An 18,405-nucleotide genomic window follows, 5' to 3' on the forward strand; every position below is an offset into this window, starting at 1 on the left:
CGACCCCCGCATCGCACAATCCCTCCAAACAAAAATAGATCTGCGCCTCGATACGCTGTTTGCCCTTGTCTCTCTTCCCACCCCAGGTTTCTGCGTGCAACCCGGTAGCGACGCAAACATCCATTGATTTCGCGGACCAATAGTGTCACATAGGCTTTTGGGGTGTCAACCTGTTATGCCAAAAATAAAACTCCTTTTTTTACTGTTTAACCAGTTCCCTCTTTCGCGAGCGGCTCACCAGGGCTATAGATACTCAAGCCGCGCCACACCCAAGCCGTCGGCGATTTGGTCGAGGTCTATCTTGAGTTGGTCGGCGACAGGAATTCCGTATAACTGCCGGTCCTCCTCAACTGCCCATTCACGGTCTCCGGGAGCCATGACCATCATGTCCTTCCGTCCAGTCATCGCTCTAAGATCGCCAAGATAGGCATCCATCGCATGGTTGTAGGCCTCAGAAGAAACAAAGCGGCTGGGATCGATGACGATGAAGAAGTGCCCCAAACGGCGATGTGTAGCAAAATCCGGGCCGGCCATGCCAAGCAAGCGACTGCAATGAGGCATTCCGGTCATGACTGCACTGAGCACTTCGACCATGCTTGCCAGAGCAGCGCCTTTGTAACCGTAGTTGATCCCACCTAGAGGCAAAAGAGCGGCGGAATGGGCTGGAACCTGGGTGGGCGCTCCATCGGTATCGACCGCCACATCCGGCGGAAGCGATAGCCCTTCATTCATCAGATCCTGCACACGGTTCCAGGGAATGACGCTGGTCGCCATGTCCATCAGAAACGGCCGCGCTCCCATAACTGGAGCGGCGAAAGCCAGTGGGTTGGTTCCATGGAACGGCTTGACTCCGTCGTGGGGCAGGACGAACGAATCTGAATTACACACCCCAAGCGCTACATATCCCCGCTGGGCCGCCTGGAGGACATAGCATCCAGCTGATCCGAAGTGTGAAGAGTTGATCACGGAAACCGCAGCGATACCGGATTCCTGCGCTAGCGTGACAGCGTGATTTATGGCAAAGTAACTGGCGTGATGGCCGAAGCCGTTATCGGCGTCGACGATACCCGTACCTCGCTCCGTCCGGGTAAACGCGAGTTGAGGCCTAGGATTGATTCGACCCGTTTGAACCACCTTGGCATAGTGCACCAACAAGCGGATTCCGTGACTGTCCACACCGCGTAAAGACGTCTCAGTGAGCGCCTCAGCGACCGAGCGCGCTGCAGCGGGATCGGTTCCAGCGGCAACCAGCACAGCAGTGGCAAATTTATCGATTCGATCCGCGGTTGCCCGTTTTGGCCGCGTACCTGCGCCTTCCCCGCGCTTGGCCGCCTCGAAGCTCATGCTCTTCCTTGTACGGTTATTTGGCAGACTAGAATAACTGGCATCATAGGTTAATACGATAAAAGCCTAATACAAACACTGGCATTGGTCAAAGCGGTCGCTAGGGAAGACCTGGGGAGACGGAGGCGCCGACGCGTACCTGAGTTACTGTGAGGTTATGTCGACATAGGGCAGGTCGCTCGCCATCCGGGTACGTTGACGATGGGCTCTCTGAGTTCCCTCCGAATTGCCGAGCTCAATTCGATCAGGCTGCGGAAAGATGCTGGTTCATCGCCTGTTGTGCGGCATCCTGATCCCGTTGGTCAACGGCATCGTAGGCTTTGCATGGCCTTGAAATGCGAGCCGCTCAGTGATCTCGTCGCGTCGGTCTCTCCCCAACACTCATTGCTTCCAAGGCACCTTCAATTTGGCCAGGTCGGCATCGTTTATAGTCCTGGCGATCTGCCTCGCCATCGCCACTTCGACCTGTCTGCGCGCATTAAAGAGCGTCTTGCGGCTCTCTTTGTCTCCGGCAGGAATGTTCGGTGAGACGAACACGCTCCCGCCTGCGGGCATTGAAATGTATCTGAGGTTCATGCCGTTTCCTCGTTCTGACCTCTCAATGATGCTCTGCACCCGTGGTTGAAGAACTGAAAAGCCGAGCGTTTCCCCTGACGTAGCTCAAAGCTCCGGATGGCGATTCGAGGTTGGTTGTTTGTCCGGAGAGAGGCGGCTTGGCCCCGGTCCAGGCCCAGTATTCCTGCGTGGGGTCGGTACTATTTGCGAAGTCGGTGATGAATTTCACCGCGAGTGACGGCTTTGTTTTTGCCAATGTGTAGGCGATCCATCCATTGGCAACCGACCAGGCGCCGTTGTCATATTGACCTGGACCAAAGGAACAAGCCCCGCCGTGGATGTAATAGCACTGGGCCCAGTCCGTCGAGCTTTCTCGCATGTAGCCCTTCATCGTCAGCTTGTCGTAGTTGTTGACCAGGTAGGTGCTGATCGCTGTTATTTGTGTAGCGTTCGCTGCGCCAACGAAGACCGCATAGGCTGAACCCTCGATATCAATCTGCTTATTTTGGCCCGTAGCTGCATAGAACATGCCTGTGCCGGAATCCCAAAGTTCGGAAAGACTAGCGCGAATCCTGCCGGCGCGCGCGGCGAACAATGCGGCATCTTGGGCGTCTCCGACGGCTTTATAGAGAAGAACCATGTCAATCGAAGCCTGATAGTACAACACCGAACCCATAAGATCGTCGCCCGTCTTTCGGACCATATCCTGGAAGCCCCACGGAACCCATTGGTCGCCGGCCAGTACCTGGACGAGACCATTCCCCTCATTCACAGGAACGGCAAGGAGGGCAGTCTTCATTGCAGCAGCGTCTTTTAAGAACGCCGACTTGTTTCCTGTTTTCTGGTAGTACAGGTACTCCATCTGCGGCACATAGAAAGCGCCATCTCCAGTGGCATGGTGGTGCAGCAGATCCCACGCCGAATAGTAGACCTCAGCAGCTCCTGTCTTCTTCAGGCAAATCGGAAATTCGCCGGAGGCATTTTTCGCGGCGATAAACTTCTCCGCAATATTCAGGATTTGTGCGGGAGTAAAGTAGCTGGGATAGTTCACCATAGTTATTCCTGTATCCGCCGCAAACGAGTAATCGTACAGTCCAGGAGAAGCCGTCCAACCGTCTGTTGAATCGGTAAAAAGAAAGTGGTTTGTCTTCAGGTTGTCATTCGCCGCTTTCGTGAGGCGGTCCTGAACGGAGGAGGACGAAGCCCGTCGAGTATCTGCGTTCGGAGTAGGAGGCGCTGCGGCATAGGTCATCAGAACGATCAGCCCCCCCGATAGGATTCCCAGAATAGACTTGAACTCCGTCATTTGATTCTCTCCTCTGAGCATGCGTAACCGTCTCTTGTAGAAATTGGCTCGCAAGGGTGTCAAGCAAGTTCAATATTGTGAACGAAAGCTACACTCCGCAATTGCGGCAGACAGGTTTCAAATGGAGTCGCGGCTTTTTCCAGTAGCATAGGACGCGCTACAGGTGCCTCACTTTTTTCGGCGTTTGCAAATTGATACAGTTGACGAACCAGGGCACCGCCAAACTGATTATCAAATCATGATTGACTATTGGTTCGGCGTCTCCACCGATGAATGAGTCGCGTTGAGAGCCGCACAGCGATCGAACTCTTGTTTTGCCTGCTCTTTCAATCCCTGTTCGCGATAGTTCATGGCTAGTTCAAAGCGCACGCTGGAACTGTTCGGCGCGAGTTGCACAGCCTCTTCAAACTCTACCTGGGCACTTTTCAGCTGTTTCAGCTCGGCGTAGGCACGTCCCAACGCCTCGTGACACTTGGGATTTCGAGGAGCCATCTCCGCTGCTTTCAGCAAGTAAAGTAGGCCTGTGTCTGCTTTCCCCTCTTGCGTAAGCAGACTCCCGAAGTTAAGAAACGGTTGCGCATTTTTCTCGTTCGTTCTCTCTTGCCAGCTGATCGCGAGTTGAAATGCCTTGGCGGCTTCTTCGGGACGATTCAAACCTTGCTCTGAAAGGCCAATGTTGTCTTCGGCTTTCACGTTGCGTGGTTCTAGCCTCAAGCAAAAATTAAAGGCGTCGATGGCCTCGGCAAAGCGATTCTCGTTATATTTGGCACGGCCGAGGTAATACCAACCCAAAGCATTTGACGGCTCCCAGGAAAGCGACGTGGTCAACCAACGGTCGGCGTCGACGAAGTCACCTAGAAGCACATAGTCCAGAGCGACGATCTCCAACTCCAGCGCGGTCGGCTTTCGATCTTGCGCCGCGAGCGTGTACTCACTCAGGGATTCTTTCGCGCGAAGTTCGCGGTAGAGAATGTAGCCCAAGAGGTAATGTGCGTCTGCCGAAGATGGGTGCTGCCTGAGAAATTCTCGAATCGTAGCATCTCCGCTGGCAAACGATCCGTCTTCCGCAGCTTGGTGAGCACGCAGTAACAGCGGATCCTGCGTCTCCGACGATAAGGGTGGCACCACTTGCTGCGGCCGCTCGGGAGCTAAGGAAATCGTTGGAGTTTGCTTTGACTGATCCTGGGCCGGCACAATCGATACGCTCGACAAAATCTGAGCGGAAATACACAGCGATACGTAAGCACGCCTTATCCGTCGACTTTTTACCACATCGACACCACACCAAAAATCAACCTCAGAAAGAATATAGTAGCGGCGACTCACAAATATTATCGCGTTTTGTAAGCAGCGATGTACAAGTATTCTTTGCGTTTCATGCTGCTTCTTCGCTTACACCATTTGTGGAAAACGTTTTAGTGGCCCGCTCTGCTAAGGATCGTGATGGCGATCATTAAACAGACAACACCTGCCGTCATGGAAACTTTCGCCGTCTTGCCCGAGTTCTTCCATTCTCCAAATAGCGAACCCCACCCCGCACTGGCGATCACTGCTCCGGACATAAACACCGGCCATCCAACCACCAGGCCGAGCGCGCCGATTTTTATTACCCCATTCCCATAGACCACAATGCTCCCCAGCCAAAGCAAGCCCATCATCACTACCAGCGGCCAATAGCCGGCCGTTCCGCCTGCGCGAAAGAGGCCGAAGGTACGATTTCGGACTAGGAGGCTGAGCGTATATACCACTCCCGGAATACCGCCTGCCAGAAGAACCGGAAGCCACACAGCAATGCTTGCCGCGGATGTTGAAGGATGTTGTTGTGCGACCGCGGCAGTAATGGTGGCACCCGCCGCAAGCGCCAAATTGAGAGCGGCGGTGAGCGTACCACCTATTCCGGCATACAAAAATCCTCGCATCGAGTGGCCCGCTATCATGGTTCCCGTTCCTTGATGTTGCTCACGCGCTCGCCCGGCGAATCCGCACACGCCTACACCGATTAACACCATGAGAACGCCCAACGCAACTAGTACACTTGTCGATGCCTGCATCGATGTGCCGGCGTAGAGAATGGGCAAAAGCGTGCCCATGGCTGCCGCACATCCCAGGCCGACTGCTGCTCCCACGGCAACCCCGACCAACGGAAAAGACATGCCCAGTAGCAGAACTCCCGCGCCCCATAACAAGCCCATCAGACCCATGCGCAAAAGAGATGCTAACGGTGTTTGTTGGAAGGCATCGATCGGGTGAGGCACGGCAGCCCACGTCATCGCGACAGGAATAGCCCACAGACTCAACACCGTCCACAATAGCCAGATGTTTTCCCATTTCCAGCGGGACATGAGCCGCATGGGAATGGCATAGGCGCCGTTCATGACCGCCGCGAGCAGAACCAGCAAAAAACCTGTGACGATGCCGATTTCCGTAAGACTTAGATTCAAGCTCGATCGTCCTTCTTATTCCGGTGAACCAGCAATCGGCACGAGAAGGCCGCCATCGACGACAACGATAGAACCCGTCATGAAGCTGGCCCTGTCACTGGCCAGAAACGCGATCACTTCTCCTATTTCCGATGGTTGCGCAATACGCCCCAGAGGGTGCATTTTGTCTAGAATACTTTTCAGTTTGCCCGGATTCGTGTCGAGTTCAATGATGCTTTGGATCATGGGCGTGTTGACGGTGCCGGGGCAGACACAGTTCACGCGAACGTTGCGCGACGCCATATCGACTGCCATCGATCGCGTCAGGCCAATCATGGCGTGTTTGCTGGTGGAATAGGCGACGACGTTCTTCTGAGACGCCAACCCCTGCACGCTGGAGACATTGACAATCGAGCCCTTGCCGCGCTTCAACATCTCCGGGATAGCGTACTTCGACATCAACCAGTGCCCTTTCAGGTTGACGTTCATGGTTTTGTCCCAGACTTCTTCCGTGGTGGTCACCGGATCGCCGAAGGTCTGAATACCAGCGTTGTTTACCAGAACATCGATGCCGCCAAAACGATCGACCGTGGCCAGGATTGCTTTCTCAACGTCAGCCACATTGGAAATATCGGCAGCCACGGAATCGACGCCTTTGGATAGGGCAGTTAAACTCTTGACTGCATCGGACGCCGCATCTCTGCTCCAATCCACAATCATTATCTCCGCACCCTGGCGAAGCATGCACTCCGCGCTGGCGAGACCAATGCCCTTGGCTCCGCCGGTCACAATTGCTACTTTATTGCTGAGATCCATTCTCTTGACCCTCGATATTTCTAAGTGACTTCGACGAGTGTATGCCCTAATGCGGGAATGCTCACTTTGCCCACGTAGGCATCGCTGGATCGGCTGAATGCGGCGCCGACAAATTGATAATTCTTACCCGATGTAAGGCCCAGCTTTGCCGGTTCAAATCGAATCTCCTTTTCAATTGCATGGTTATCCAAGTTGAAGCAGTTCATCACTGCTGTCTTTCCCTGCCGATCTGCATGCACGTGCGTCTGCTCATCAATTCCATAAAACCCGCCCACTGCAAAATAGGGCTTCAGACGCCGATAGTTGGCCATGCCTTCTTTCTGTGCCTGGCGAACCGCGGGATCAGGGTGGGTGCCGCCGATGCCGAGGTGCCGATTGGTAGAGGCGTTCCACCAGAACACCAAAGCATTCTGATTGTCGGTCCTGAGATCGATGTGAATATATAGCGGCAAGCTATAGGCGAGATTGTAGTAATAGAGGGCAATGCTGCGGCCGCTCGTGAGATCTTCCATCGGCTTCCACATCAACTCAAAGGCCCATACCGTATCAAAGCCCAGTGCCTGGCATACCTCCTCGCCTTCAGGACACTTTCCGTAACCGTAGTAGATCGGGCAGCCGCGCATCGGTGCCCCGCCGAGGGCCGGATCGTGCATCTCGATCAAGACTTCGGGAAACTCAGCGTGGACCATCCGCGCCAGGCGGCATGTGGCCTGGCAATGCTCTTCCAGTCTCGACGGCACCTGATGCCCGTGATTGGGGTCCCAGCACTCCTCGTGGTACATCGTTCCATCAAACATGAAGAAGGCGGCGCCGCCTTGGCAAAGGGCTCTAAGGCGTTCGAGCGTGACGTTGAGGTATTGTTGCGATGCTCCGCAGAGCACTGGATCCTGAAACCCGCTGGAGCGATCCCACATGGCTCGCTCCCCAAAACGGTCGAGTCGGTGAGCATCCTGCGGATATGAGCTTGGGTCGCACCAGCCGGACAAAGGAGTATGGAGGGAAGACTTCAATCCGTAGTCTGTCTTTAGCATCGTTGTGAATGCCTTGTATGAACCAAGCCTCTCCTCATCCCAGACCTTCGAAGCAAAGCTCGTGTCCCAGCCGGGATCCTGGTAGAGAGCTTCGCAGCCGATAGCTTTCGCCTTGGCGGCCTCCTCCTTCATGCTTGCCAGGGTGTAATACTCTTTTCTCATTGCGGGATTATTCTGCTCGTCGCCGGGAAGCCACCATAGCTTGTTGTCATAGAGCTCGTTCCAATGAACCGGCGGGTTGAATCCGTCGGGAACTCCCTGTCCGCGTTTTTCCATCTCACCGCGAAAGGTATAGTAGCCCTGCATCCAATCGCCGGAAAAGGCCGTGACGCGCGTAACCCCGAATTTATGTGACTCACCCGGTTTGAGCCACGCTCCGTGCTCAGGATTGCCTCGGTAAATGCCGATGCCGCCCCAGCGGAACCCCACTTTGTTTTGCGGCAGAGCCACCCGGTCCAGAACGGCAAACTCCAAACCGCCTGGACTGAATTTCGAGACGAGAACGCCCTGCTTGCCATCCGTCCATACCCATCCTTCAGCAGCAAACCCAGGCGTCACGCTAGTATTCATCGTCCAGAGTTCAGATGAATATGGTCCAGTAAGAATCTGATCCAGAGAAAAGTCCGCATACTGCAGCCGGTGGCCATTGGGTTCCCGCCGGAACGGAATGGCAATAAGCTTATGTTGCGCCCAGCCGTCTTCTACCTTCCCGCGTTCGAGCTGCAACGGGAGCACGAACCCACTTCGCGCATTGTGAAGATCGAGCGGCGCTGAACCAGTGTTCGTAAACGTAATCTGCTCTTCGATCCATGAGGACTCTGGGTCGACAGTAAATCGATGCACGATTTCCAGACCCAGGTCCGTCTTTCCTTGAAGAACGATCGACGCACCGTCTTTTTTCGCCTCGGAAAAGACGGGAGAGCCGCCAGAATACGAGTAAGCGTCTGCAAGGATCTTGCCGGTAGGCACATGGACCAGCTTGCACTGAAGCCCCGTCCCTGGGGTAACCGTCAATTCAAATTGAGCGTTCTTCAACGTCGAAGGAGCATACTTTGACTCAGCGCGTGCCGAAGGCGCTACTATGACGGCGGGCAATGCAACCATGGCCGTTTGGGTAGCTGCAAGCTTCATCATGTCTCTGCGATTCATGTCGTTCCCTCTTTCGTACATTCCTATGCGCAAATTTTGGCCTGCACACTGTTGTGATGTCAACCTGTGATGCCAGCATTATTAGCATGTTGGACAGAAAATGCGCAAGGAATGGCGGTTGATAGTTTCAACCGCTACGAATCCTGACCGAATAGACTGGCTTTGCGATACGATCAGGACCGATGCTTGCCGGGCTTCAATACTTGTCATTGCGAGGGAACGTGGACTCCCTTGCCCACTGGGTCATCACCGCCTTCCTTCTGCTCCCTTCCCCAGCAACGACGCCAGTGAACGGCATCTATCCTGCCACTCGGGATCATCAACCTCCAGCATGGTTTGTCGATGTAGCCGATAGCGCCGGCGTCAGGATGACCGATGTGAACGGCGGCATTCAATCAAAGCGCTACATCATTGAATCCACCGGCAGCGGCGTAGCTATCCTGGACTATGACAACGACGGCTGGCCCGATATTTTTTTTGTAAATGGCACAACGCTTGATGACTCATCACAAGGAATGTCTTCCAAGCCGAGTAGCCACCTCTTCCATAACAATCACGATGGCACGTTTACCGACGTAACGGAACACGCCGGCTTACTTGGTACCGCGTGGGGGCAGGGGGTTTGCGTCGGCGACTACGACAACGATGGATACGACGATCTGTATGTAACCGCCTACGGCAAGAACAGGCTCTATCACAATGCGGGAGACGGAACTTTCAAGGAAGTCGCGGGAGCTGCCGGAGTGGCCGGTACAGGAAAAGAGTGGGGCACCGGCTGCGCGTTTGTCGACTATGACCGCGACGGCAAGCTGGACCTGATAGTTGCCAACTATGTCCATCTCAATCTTGCAGAAACACCGGCACCCGGGCAGGCAAGTTATTGCACTTGGAAGGGTGCGCCTACTTTCTGTGGGCCACGTGGCTTACCCAGCGCTCCCAACACCCTCTACCACAACCTTGGAAATGGCAAGTTCGAGGATGTGAGCAAAAGCAGCGGCATTCAGAATACAACCGGACACCACTGCTTCAGCGTTTCCACCATCGATTATGACGACGACGGGTGGCCGGATATTTATATCGCTTGCGATTCCACGCCAGCCCAGCTGTATCACAATAATCACAATGGCACTTTTACCGATGTGGCGGCCGATGCTGGTGTCGCTTTCGATGAAGAAGGCCGTGAGCAAGCTGGCATGGGCTCTACGATCGGCGACTACGATGGCGACGGCAGGCTCGACATATTCAAGACAAATTTTTCTGATGACAGTTCTACCCTCTACCACAACGATGGGAATGGAAGCTTCTCAGACCTGACATTTCAAAGTGGGGTGGGCATCAATTCACAGGATCTTGGTTGGGGAACGACGTTCATGGACATAGACAACGATGGCTGGCCAGATCTGTTAGTCGTGAATGGCCACGTATACCCGGAAGTGGACACCGCGAAGCTCGGATCTACTTATCGAGAGCCGCGCATCGTTTATCACAATCTCGGCAACGGGAAATTTGAGGATATCTCCAAGACTTCCGGCCCAGGGATCACGGTAGCGGGACCGAGCCGCGGGCTTGCGATCGGCGACCTGTGGAATGATGGTCGGCTGGAGGCTGTTGTCAACAATATGAACGACCATCCGATGGTGCTGGTAAACCAGGCAAAGAATGCAAACCATTGGCTGGGAATGCGCCTGGTTGGCGTGCAGTCGAACCGCGATGGCATTGGCGCCAGGGTAAAACTGCGCGCGGGTGAACGCACCTGGGTCGATGAAGTACGCAGTGGTTCCAGCTACGATTCAAGCAACGATCTGCGATTGCATTTTGGCCTGGGCCAAAGATCGAAGGTGGAGTGGATCGAAGTTCGCTGGCCCGGTGGGCGAACTGAAATCTTCGACGTGGGCGACGCCGACCGCTTGGTGACTTTACGTGAAGGGTTCGGACACGTGAAACCGCAATAGCTTGAGTTTCTGACTAATGGGTGTCCTTCATGATCTTCTGTTCTTCGGCAGCCCGCTTAGATTCCGACTGAGTCGCGCTGTCCATCAGCTTCTGATAAATCTGCATTTCATTGTGGGAGTCATCGGCGCGTCCCTGTGCCCGGTAAGCATTGGCAAGGTAGAAATGGATGGTGGGCTCGTCGGGGTTTGCCTTTTCAGCCAGGAGCAAATCTGGCAATGCATCCCCTGCTTGGCCCAGAGCAATCAAAGCCCGGCCGCGATCTACTCGAGCCTGCATCAGGTCGGAGCACTGCTCAATGACTCTATTGAGTTCTTTCAACGCCTGATCAGGCGGCTCATGCATGCTAAGCAACGAGTTCGCCATCTTCCAACGGGCCTGGCAATTATTTGGATCGTTGGCTAGCTCGGCTTGAAATTCATCGCGCGCCGATTCCCATTTTCCCAGCGTCCAATATTCATCCGCCAAATGCTCGTGCGTGCCGGGCTGCTGCGGAGCAATCTCGACCGCTTTCTTATAAGCGCCCAACGCCCCGTCGCTGTTTCCCATGCTCTGCATTACCTCGCCTGCAATCACCAGCGACAGGGCCGAGTTGGGATCGATCTCGTTCACTTTCCGCAGGGCGGACTCAGAGAGCTGCAAATGTGCTTTGCCCAGGAGGTACCACGCATCCTGATCTTTGGGATCGTGGGCAACCATCGTGCGCAACTGGACCACTGCACCTTCGTAATCCTTAAGGCTGATCAGATCACGGGCTAACAACCTGCGGGCATAATCGTCCTTGGGATTTCCGCGCACTGCCGCCTCGAGATGCGGACGCGCCTCCTTGTACTGCCCCATGGAAAACTGTGCCGACCCAAGCAATGCCGAAGTGGCGACGACGCTGGGATCGATCTTCAACCCCTTTTCCAACACGGCGACTGCTTGAGGAAAATCATGCTGCTGCAAATACAACATGCCCAAGTTGTTGTAGGCCGCAGCCAGACGAGGAGCGATCTGCACGATTTTTTGATACTTGGTGATAGCGGTAGAAAGGTCGCCTTGCGATTGCGCCTGGTGCGCTTCCGCAACCAGTTGCTCGACCGCCGGGCTCACGGCGGCCTCCTGCGCCTGCGCAACTGCCAAAGGAAGAAACAGAACCAGGAATCGAATCACACGCCAATTTACCACGCCGATTACTTCTTGCGATCAATCAAGCCTGATTCGCACAGACAGCCATAAGGAAGATCGATCGTTGCGACATAAAGTGGATTTGCATTTCTGCCGGTGTCCGGGTTGAACCACTCCCACGACTCGGCTAGCCCATCCGCCCGATGGTGGTTTCGCAGGAATCCGATATAGTCACGCGCCATCGCCGCGGCGGCGGCGCGATCATGCTTGTACATTGCCACCAGATACCACCCCACCGGCGTTCCCCAATATCCGCCGTTCTGATAAACGCCCGGAGCAGAAACTGTTTTTTGCCAACCGTTGGGGTTGGCGGTGTCGTTTGATAGCACGCTCCTTACGCATCCTTCGCGCACTGCCGTCTTCTCTCGGTAGCCGCGGACAAGAGCGCGGCCAATCTTCGTGGCCGTCGCGGGATCCACGGCACCACTGTACACCGCATAGGCGCTGCCCCAAACATCGGGTTGGTGCCCAACCTCGGTTGCCGAATCAAGCCATGCTTCTTTTCCATCGGATGAAGGATGCAAAAAAGTCGCGGGAATGGCGGCTTTAATCTTACGGGCGTCACTACGGAGCGCTGCCGTTTTCTCAGCAAGGCCGGCGGCGCTCAACAGCTCCGCAAGCCGCAACGCAGCGATATATTTCAACACCGAAGCGAACAGCAGCTTTCCGCTCTTCGACACACTGTCACAAAAACCGAAGTCCTTCGCGTTCTCAGTATCCACATCACCTGCTATGCACAGCGCCGTCGCGGGATCGCTTGGCGCCACGTGATAGACACGTTGGCAAAGCTCCGCGAGCTGCATCTCACCAAACGCGGTTTTAATTTGAGAACGAAAGAAAGCCGTGTTGCCAGATTTTTTCCATTGATAGTAGGCGGCAAAGATGTAATAGAAGTGATCATCCAACGGCGGATACTTTCCCCACGGATTTCCGCCCTGCTTGGAGCCTGTCTCGTAGTTACCGGGATAGAACGTGGGTTTGCCATCCAGATTGATGTGATCGGGAACGGCGTACGCCGGCACCACTACGCCAAGCCGCACATTCCAGTCCTGGTCTCGCAACACCGATGACATCAGGCGAATCCACCCTTCGAGCTCGGCCAGTTCAATAAAATCACTCTCCAGCATCATCACGGCATCACGAACCCAAAAGGCTGGGTAGCCCATGTTCCCGCCCGGCACGTGAACTTCATAGGGAGTAAGGTTGCGATACTTTCCTTTCTCTTGCCCCGGCATCAGACGGGCCGAGTCTAGAATGGCGCGTGCCTGATCGCCCAGAAACACCTGGTCCGTACGCGAAAGAAGCGGCTCCTCTGCATTTGCCGGCCAAGCGGTCATGACTGCCCGACCGAGACCCGCCATGGCCATGGCCGAAAGAAACTTTCTCCTGCTGATACTGGTCATTTTTTAGCGCTCTTTCTATACATGAGAAGTGCAGATGCGGGTTGATCCTGAAGCGTGACGGCGAGGCCTTCTTGCATCAGTACCTTACCGGTGAACTCTGTCGACGCCGGCGAATCCAGATTCTTCACGCTGTAGTGTGCCGCAGGATCCAGGCCTTGCAGCTTAAACTGCGCTGTCGTAAAGGGACTATTCTCGCGGCGAAACACCTCAATTACGCCGCTCCCATCCTCCGGCCGGTTCCATTGCCACGCCATCCATGTACTACTTTCCAAACTATACGGAGTGAGCGGGATAAAGTTGGCATAAAAGTAGTCCACAATGTCGCGCCACTGCTTAAGCAGGTGAACCGCAATCGGATGCTGACCTTCGATTTGCTGGTGATCTAAGCCAAAACCAAGCGCGGGGGTCATTTGGCTGCGGAAGATATATGGGTCGAGCGAATTGATCGCCGTGCCGTAGAAAGGGATCCATAGCGAAAGGCCATAGGTCTCCGCTTGCTGGGATATTGGTTTGTATGGGTAGTCGCTGCGCCACAGCGGCACGGCGCGGCGGAGAGTTTCGAGATCATTGCGTCTACCTCCCGACGCACAGGTGTCAATCAAGAGGTTCGGAAATCGACGCCGCAACTCGTCGAAGTATGCCAGGTAGCCTTCGACATGTTTGATCTCAGTAATGCCCTGACGATCGGGAGCATCGTGGGCACGCCATATCTGCAGCGGCGGAAAATTGAAATCCTGGCGATAAACGTCTATGCCAGTATCGGCAATCATGCTGCTCACATGGTCAGCTAACCAATGCCAGGCTTCAGGATTTCCCAGGTCAAGCAGCTTGTCTTTTCCATCCGGGCCCAAAAGCCACTCGGGATGGTGCTGGTCGAGCCATGAGCCCTGGGTCACTCGCTCCGGCTCGAACCAGAGAATCACTTTTAAGTTCTTCGCATGAGCATAGTCCGCGACCGCTTTGAGCCCGTTAGGAAACCTCTTTAGATCCGGATCCCATGTTCCTGTCTTCCACCATCCCGCCGTAAAGGGATACCATCCGGCATCCATCCACCAGTAGTTGATAGGGATGCCGTCCTGCAGGGTCTGATCGATATATTTCTTTTGATTCTCTTCGGTCGCAAACTGCATCTCGATGGTGTAGCGGCTGCTTCCTCCGGAAACAAAAGGCGCAGGAAGCTTTCCCCGGGAGCGGGGCAGATTATGCGCGAGCATCCATTGCCGCCAAACATTTTGGCCACAGATCCAATCGCCGTCCCAAAACTGGACCACGGCGAGTGGTGTGCGGACTTCTTCCCCTGGCGCCAGCCAGAAGTGTGTTAATTCCTGCCCTCCTCTTACGTGTACCTGCGCTGACTGATCGCGTGAGAGATCGAGCGACCATTGTCCGGGCCAGCCAAGAGCAAAGATCACTCCCCTTCCGGGGGCGGCCAGGTTGAAGTAAGGCATCTCGCCATCGGTCCCACGGCCGCCTACCGATGCAAAATGCTCCTGTGCCCCCGCGGGCAGTGCTATTTCCAGTGGCTCATAGTCGTTCGCCGAGTCGCTGCTTCCCCGGGGATGATGAAGCACCATCGTGCCCTGCGCGTCACCTTCGAAATCGGCGTCAAGGGCCTTGATATCTTGCAAAATCGGCGTTTGCTTCGATCCTTCATTTTTGAAGTAGACCGTCCATTCGACGATGGGAAAATCGTGATATGCAACGGCCACGCAGCGCACAACCAGGTGAGTCGCCGGATCCTGGTAGACCGATGTGTACTCTGTTCTCTGATCGTCCATCTGGCGGGTTTTACGATCGACGGGCCATTTCTTTAACAGGTCGGCAGATAACTGGTCCCCAAACTGAAAGGAGAAAGGCGGGTTGAGCGAATACTCCTGCGCTAGAGAGCTGGTGGGAAGAGATGACAGTAGCAGCTTGCTACCGTCGGCGAGCGTTATAGTGGCATCTCCCCAGTCCGCCTGATCCCACTCGGCCTGATAGGTGGATGGGCGCTCGCCGACCGCTTTCAGCCGAAGAGTGATCTCGCGCGCGCCTCCAAGTTCAACCCGAAACGGAATACCCTTGATGCCTTCATGCAATACGGGTGACTCGAAGAGTTGCCGTCCTCCCGCTTCAACCGAAGCCACCACGTTACCTCGCCCGGTGTTGGCGTAATAACCGAGATCATTGCTGTCGACACCCACTGTCCCCTGGAAGCTGCTTGCGCTCGCAGACAAGCGGACAATAATCTCACCAGGTGAGCGCATTGCGATCCCGTTGTCGAATTTTTGGTCGACGATCAGTAGCGGGTGCCCCTCAATACGATCGCGCACCAGCGCATTCGGCTTGAGCCGGGCCTCTAAAAATGACTTTGCAGAAGGGGTCGGCTCGTTAACCCCGAGAAACCTGGCTGCTACCCACCGTTGTGCCGCAGTCGTGCTGTCACTCGTTGTCGCTGCGTGACAGATCCCGGTCAACAAATAGGGCAATACGAGAAGCATGCGAATCGACTTCATCTCGGGCCACCAAAGGACAGTAACGGTGGAGTATCGCAAATATGACCGCTTCGCGGCCACAGCGTTCAATTGGCTGAACTCCGCTTGGCCGGCGTCGGCTATTGATCTTCAAAGTCGTAATCAAAACCACGCCAGCGCGCCCATGGTCTCGAGGAGAAATTTGGTGGGTATGGGAAACTTTGTACTGAAAACTTAATTCCACTGGCTGCCGTTACATCGACGAGCTTCTAGCGAGTCGTAGCTTGCTTTGGATGGCGGTGCGAGGATAGAGCCTCAAACCTACGACAACGAGAATATGAACCACGCATCTGGATGCAGAGTAGACTCAACAGACATGTCACAGCCTACAGGATTTTGAATTGCAGAAAAACATTTCTACTTAAGTTGACTCTGGGAAGAATGGCCGGTTAATGACGAACAGCGTTCAACCTTTTGGTAACAGCGGGAATTAACCTAATCTTCTATTTCATTAGGTTTGGGTTATTTGTGGACCTCTAAACGGATTCTTCTCAGGTTCTTCCGGTAGCACTTCGTACCATTGCGGCCGAATCACCGTCTAGCGAGATCTGTTCAGTCGCTCGACCGCTATTACTCGGGAATGAGATTATTCTTGACGACGGGAAACTCGCGCCAGAATGACGTACAGCGTCTTCGATGTTTTTTGCGTACCCTCAAAAAGGTAACCATATGTATAGGGAGATTGCACAGCCATGAAATTGTCCATGCAAGCCTCGGCGTCGCGCCGTGAATTCATTAAAAACACGGGCAAATTAGCCGCGGTTTCGGCTTTGGCCAACGTGACCATTCCCGCTGTCCACGCTGCCGGCAGCGACCTGATCCAAGTCGCCTTGATCGGCTGCGGTGGGCGCGGCGGCGGCGCAGCAGCCAACGCACTTTCCGTCAAGCGCGGCCCTGTCAAGCTGGTGGCCATGGCCGACATCTTCCCGGATCGCCTGCAGAAGGACCTGACCAAGTTGCAGACGCAATTTGCCAGCCAGGTGGACGTGCCGCAGGAACGGCAGTTCATCGGCTTCGACGCTTATCAGAAAGCGATGGATTGTTTGAAACCGGGCGACATCGCCATTTTCGCTACGCCGCCGGCGTTTCGCTGGGTGCATTTTACTTACGCGATCCAGAAGGGTGTGAATGTTTTTATGGAGAAGCCTCTTACGGCTGACGGGCCCACCAGCAAACGGATGCTCAACCTGGGCCACGAGGCCCAGGCCAAGAACCTAAAGGTCGGCGTGGGGTTGATGTCGCGTCACAATCGCGCGATGCAGGAACTGGCCAAGCGCGTCCACGATGGCAAGATTGGCGAGATCATTCTGCAACGGGGCTACCGGATGCACGGGCTGGGCGGATATTTCAACTCGCTTCCGAAACCGGCCGGTATCACCGACCTCCTTTACCAGGTGCAGCGCTTCCACAGTTTCATCTGGGCTAGCGGCGGCTGCTTCAACGACTTCTATATCCACTTGATCGATCAGTTAGGGTGGATGAAGAACGAGTGGCCCGTGAAGGCGCAGGCGCTAGGCGGCCGAGAGTACCGCTCCAGTCCTGAAGGAATCATGTATGTGGATCAGAATTTCGACACATACTCAGTGGAATACACGTATTCCGATGGCACCAAGTTCTTTTTCGACGGGCGCACCATCCCCGGATGCGAACAGATCTATTCCAGTTATCTGCATGGCACCAAAGGGTCGGGAATAGCCTCGAAGGCAGGCGATTGCGGACAGCCGTCAAGCCTATATGCAAGCCAGGACCTGACCAACAAGATGTTTTGGGAATCCAAGGTGAAACCGGAAGAGCACGACCCTTATCAAAACGAATGGAATGATTTGGTGGACGCCATTCGAGACGATAAGCCCTACAATGAGGTGCAGCGCGGGGTGGAAGCCAGCCTGGTTTCGAGCATGGGCCGCATGGCCGCCCACACCGGCCGGGAAGTGACATTTGACCAGATGCTCAACTGCGACTTCGAAATGTCGCCGAACACAGACAAGTTCACCATGGATTCCCCGGCGCCACTGGTTGCTGATGCCGACGGCCGATATCCTGTGCCGCAACCGGGGATCGTGACTTCACGCGAATATTGAGCTTAGACGTGTCGCTGCGGTGTCTCGCTACCGACAGCGACGCTTGGCAAACCCAGCTGGTGATTCCGGTTTCTGGCTTGACGCGTCGTGGTTCGCCTGTGGGTTTACTTTGCCCGAAATGGCGGGATGGACTGGAGCGACGCAACCCGGGAGGCGTCGGTAACGACCGCGAGTGTCCGAATTTCGGAAGGGCCGTCATTCCTTTTGGTAGTGGCTGTGATTGCCATTGGCACCACCAATTACTACAGCTTTAACCACTACTTTTGCCGATAGAAAACAAGCTCGGAGCTCGGCGCATCCGCTAGTTCAATTCGCAGATGAGCAAGCTCGCTCCCCTTCATCTCTTTGATCAGGGCTTTGCCATAGGTGCGGCGTATTTCCACTTCGTACGATGCCCCAGGCTTCACATGTTGAATATCTAATTTCATCGCCGTGATTGTGCTCTTAGGCCGGCGCAGGACGATAACTAGGCCATCTTTGTTTTCCAGTCTGTCCCATTGCCATGCCGTCCAGACGTCTGCTTCGAGGCTGTATGGCAGCAGCGGGTAGAAGTCGCCATAGAAATAGGGCTGCACTTGCCGATACTCGCCGACAGCTTGTTTGAACCAAGCCACCGACTCAGCCAGCTTGAGGCTGTCTTCGTACACTCCGCCAATACAACCATGGT

At 54.9% G+C, this 18,405-nt stretch carries 13 protein-coding genes; 2 read left to right on the forward strand and 11 right to left on the reverse strand.

Annotation, left to right across the window (positions count from 1 at the left end; translation table 11 throughout):
* Positions 1 to 243: 243 nt before the first annotated feature.
* The 7 genes from GSQ86_RS13305 to GSQ86_RS13335 all read right to left on the reverse strand — a co-directional run bounded on the left by GSQ86_RS13305 (position 244) and on the right by GSQ86_RS13335 (position 8,621).
* Entirely contained in the window at positions 244 to 1,344 is a 1,101-nt protein-coding gene (locus tag GSQ86_RS13305) for an Ldh family oxidoreductase (RefSeq protein ID WP_158750418.1), read from the reverse strand.
* 381 nt (positions 1,345 to 1,725) lie between these two features.
* Entirely contained in the window at positions 1,726 to 1,920 is a 195-nt protein-coding gene (locus tag GSQ86_RS13310) for a hypothetical protein (protein ID WP_158750419.1), read from the reverse strand.
* Positions 1,921 to 1,942: 22 nt separating this feature from the next.
* On the reverse strand, positions 1,943 to 3,205 hold the full coding sequence (locus tag GSQ86_RS13315; protein ID WP_158750420.1) for a hypothetical protein: 1,263 nt from the start codon (positions 3,203 to 3,205) through the stop codon (positions 1,943 to 1,945).
* Positions 3,206 to 3,451: 246 nt separating this feature from the next.
* The gene (locus GSQ86_RS13320; protein ID WP_216841143.1) at positions 3,452 to 4,330 is read right to left on the reverse strand and encodes a tetratricopeptide repeat protein; all 879 of its coding nucleotides are present in this window, start codon (positions 4,328 to 4,330) and stop codon (positions 3,452 to 3,454) included.
* Between the two features lie 290 nt (positions 4,331 to 4,620).
* Positions 4,621 to 5,646 (reverse strand): L-rhamnose/proton symporter RhaT, encoded by a 1,026-nt coding sequence (locus GSQ86_RS13325; protein WP_158750422.1) that lies wholly within the window; start codon positions 5,644 to 5,646, stop codon positions 4,621 to 4,623.
* Positions 5,647 to 5,661: 15 nt separating this feature from the next.
* Complete coding sequence (locus GSQ86_RS13330; protein WP_158750423.1) at positions 5,662 to 6,441, reverse strand: SDR family NAD(P)-dependent oxidoreductase; 780 nt, start codon at positions 6,439 to 6,441, stop codon at positions 5,662 to 5,664.
* A gap of 20 nt (positions 6,442 to 6,461) precedes the next feature.
* A complete protein-coding gene (locus GSQ86_RS13335; RefSeq protein ID WP_158750424.1) occupies positions 6,462 to 8,621 on the reverse strand; it encodes a hypothetical protein in 2,160 nt (719 codons plus the stop codon).
* Between the two features lie 221 nt (positions 8,622 to 8,842).
* Between GSQ86_RS13335 and GSQ86_RS13340 the strand changes: the two genes are divergently transcribed.
* Positions 8,843 to 10,573, forward strand: a complete 1,731-nt coding sequence (locus GSQ86_RS13340) for a CRTAC1 family protein (protein WP_254062359.1) — start codon at positions 8,843 to 8,845, stop codon at positions 10,571 to 10,573.
* 13 nt (positions 10,574 to 10,586) lie between these two features.
* Here GSQ86_RS13340 and GSQ86_RS13345 read toward each other — a convergent pair whose 3' ends face one another.
* The 3 genes from GSQ86_RS13345 to GSQ86_RS13355 are packed head-to-tail and all read right to left on the reverse strand — an operon-like array spanning position 10,587 to position 15,639.
* Positions 10,587 to 11,741 (reverse strand): tetratricopeptide repeat protein, encoded by a 1,155-nt coding sequence (locus GSQ86_RS13345; protein ID WP_158750426.1) that lies wholly within the window; start codon positions 11,739 to 11,741, stop codon positions 10,587 to 10,589.
* A 5-nt stretch (positions 11,742 to 11,746) separates the two neighbouring features.
* The gene (locus GSQ86_RS13350; protein WP_158750427.1) at positions 11,747 to 13,144 is read right to left on the reverse strand and encodes a hypothetical protein; all 1,398 of its coding nucleotides are present in this window, start codon (positions 13,142 to 13,144) and stop codon (positions 11,747 to 11,749) included.
* On the reverse strand, positions 13,141 to 15,639 hold the full coding sequence (locus tag GSQ86_RS13355; protein ID WP_158750428.1) for an alpha-galactosidase: 2,499 nt from the start codon (positions 15,637 to 15,639) through the stop codon (positions 13,141 to 13,143). The genes GSQ86_RS13350 and GSQ86_RS13355 overlap by 4 nt, the downstream gene beginning before the upstream one ends.
* A 710-nt stretch (positions 15,640 to 16,349) precedes the next feature.
* Between GSQ86_RS13355 and GSQ86_RS13360 the strand changes: the two genes are divergently transcribed.
* Complete coding sequence (locus GSQ86_RS13360) at positions 16,350 to 17,738, forward strand: Gfo/Idh/MocA family protein (protein ID WP_158750429.1); 1,389 nt, start codon at positions 16,350 to 16,352, stop codon at positions 17,736 to 17,738.
* 257 nt (positions 17,739 to 17,995) lie between these two features.
* Here the strand turns inward: GSQ86_RS13360 and GSQ86_RS13365 are convergent.
* Positions 17,996 to 18,405: hypothetical protein (locus GSQ86_RS13365; RefSeq protein WP_216841144.1), on the reverse strand; the 410-nt coding region annotated here is incomplete at its 5' end.

This window comes from Acidobacterium sp. S8, assembly GCF_009765985.1.
In the GTDB taxonomy this organism is placed as follows: domain Bacteria; phylum Acidobacteriota; class Terriglobia; order Terriglobales; family Acidobacteriaceae; genus Alloacidobacterium.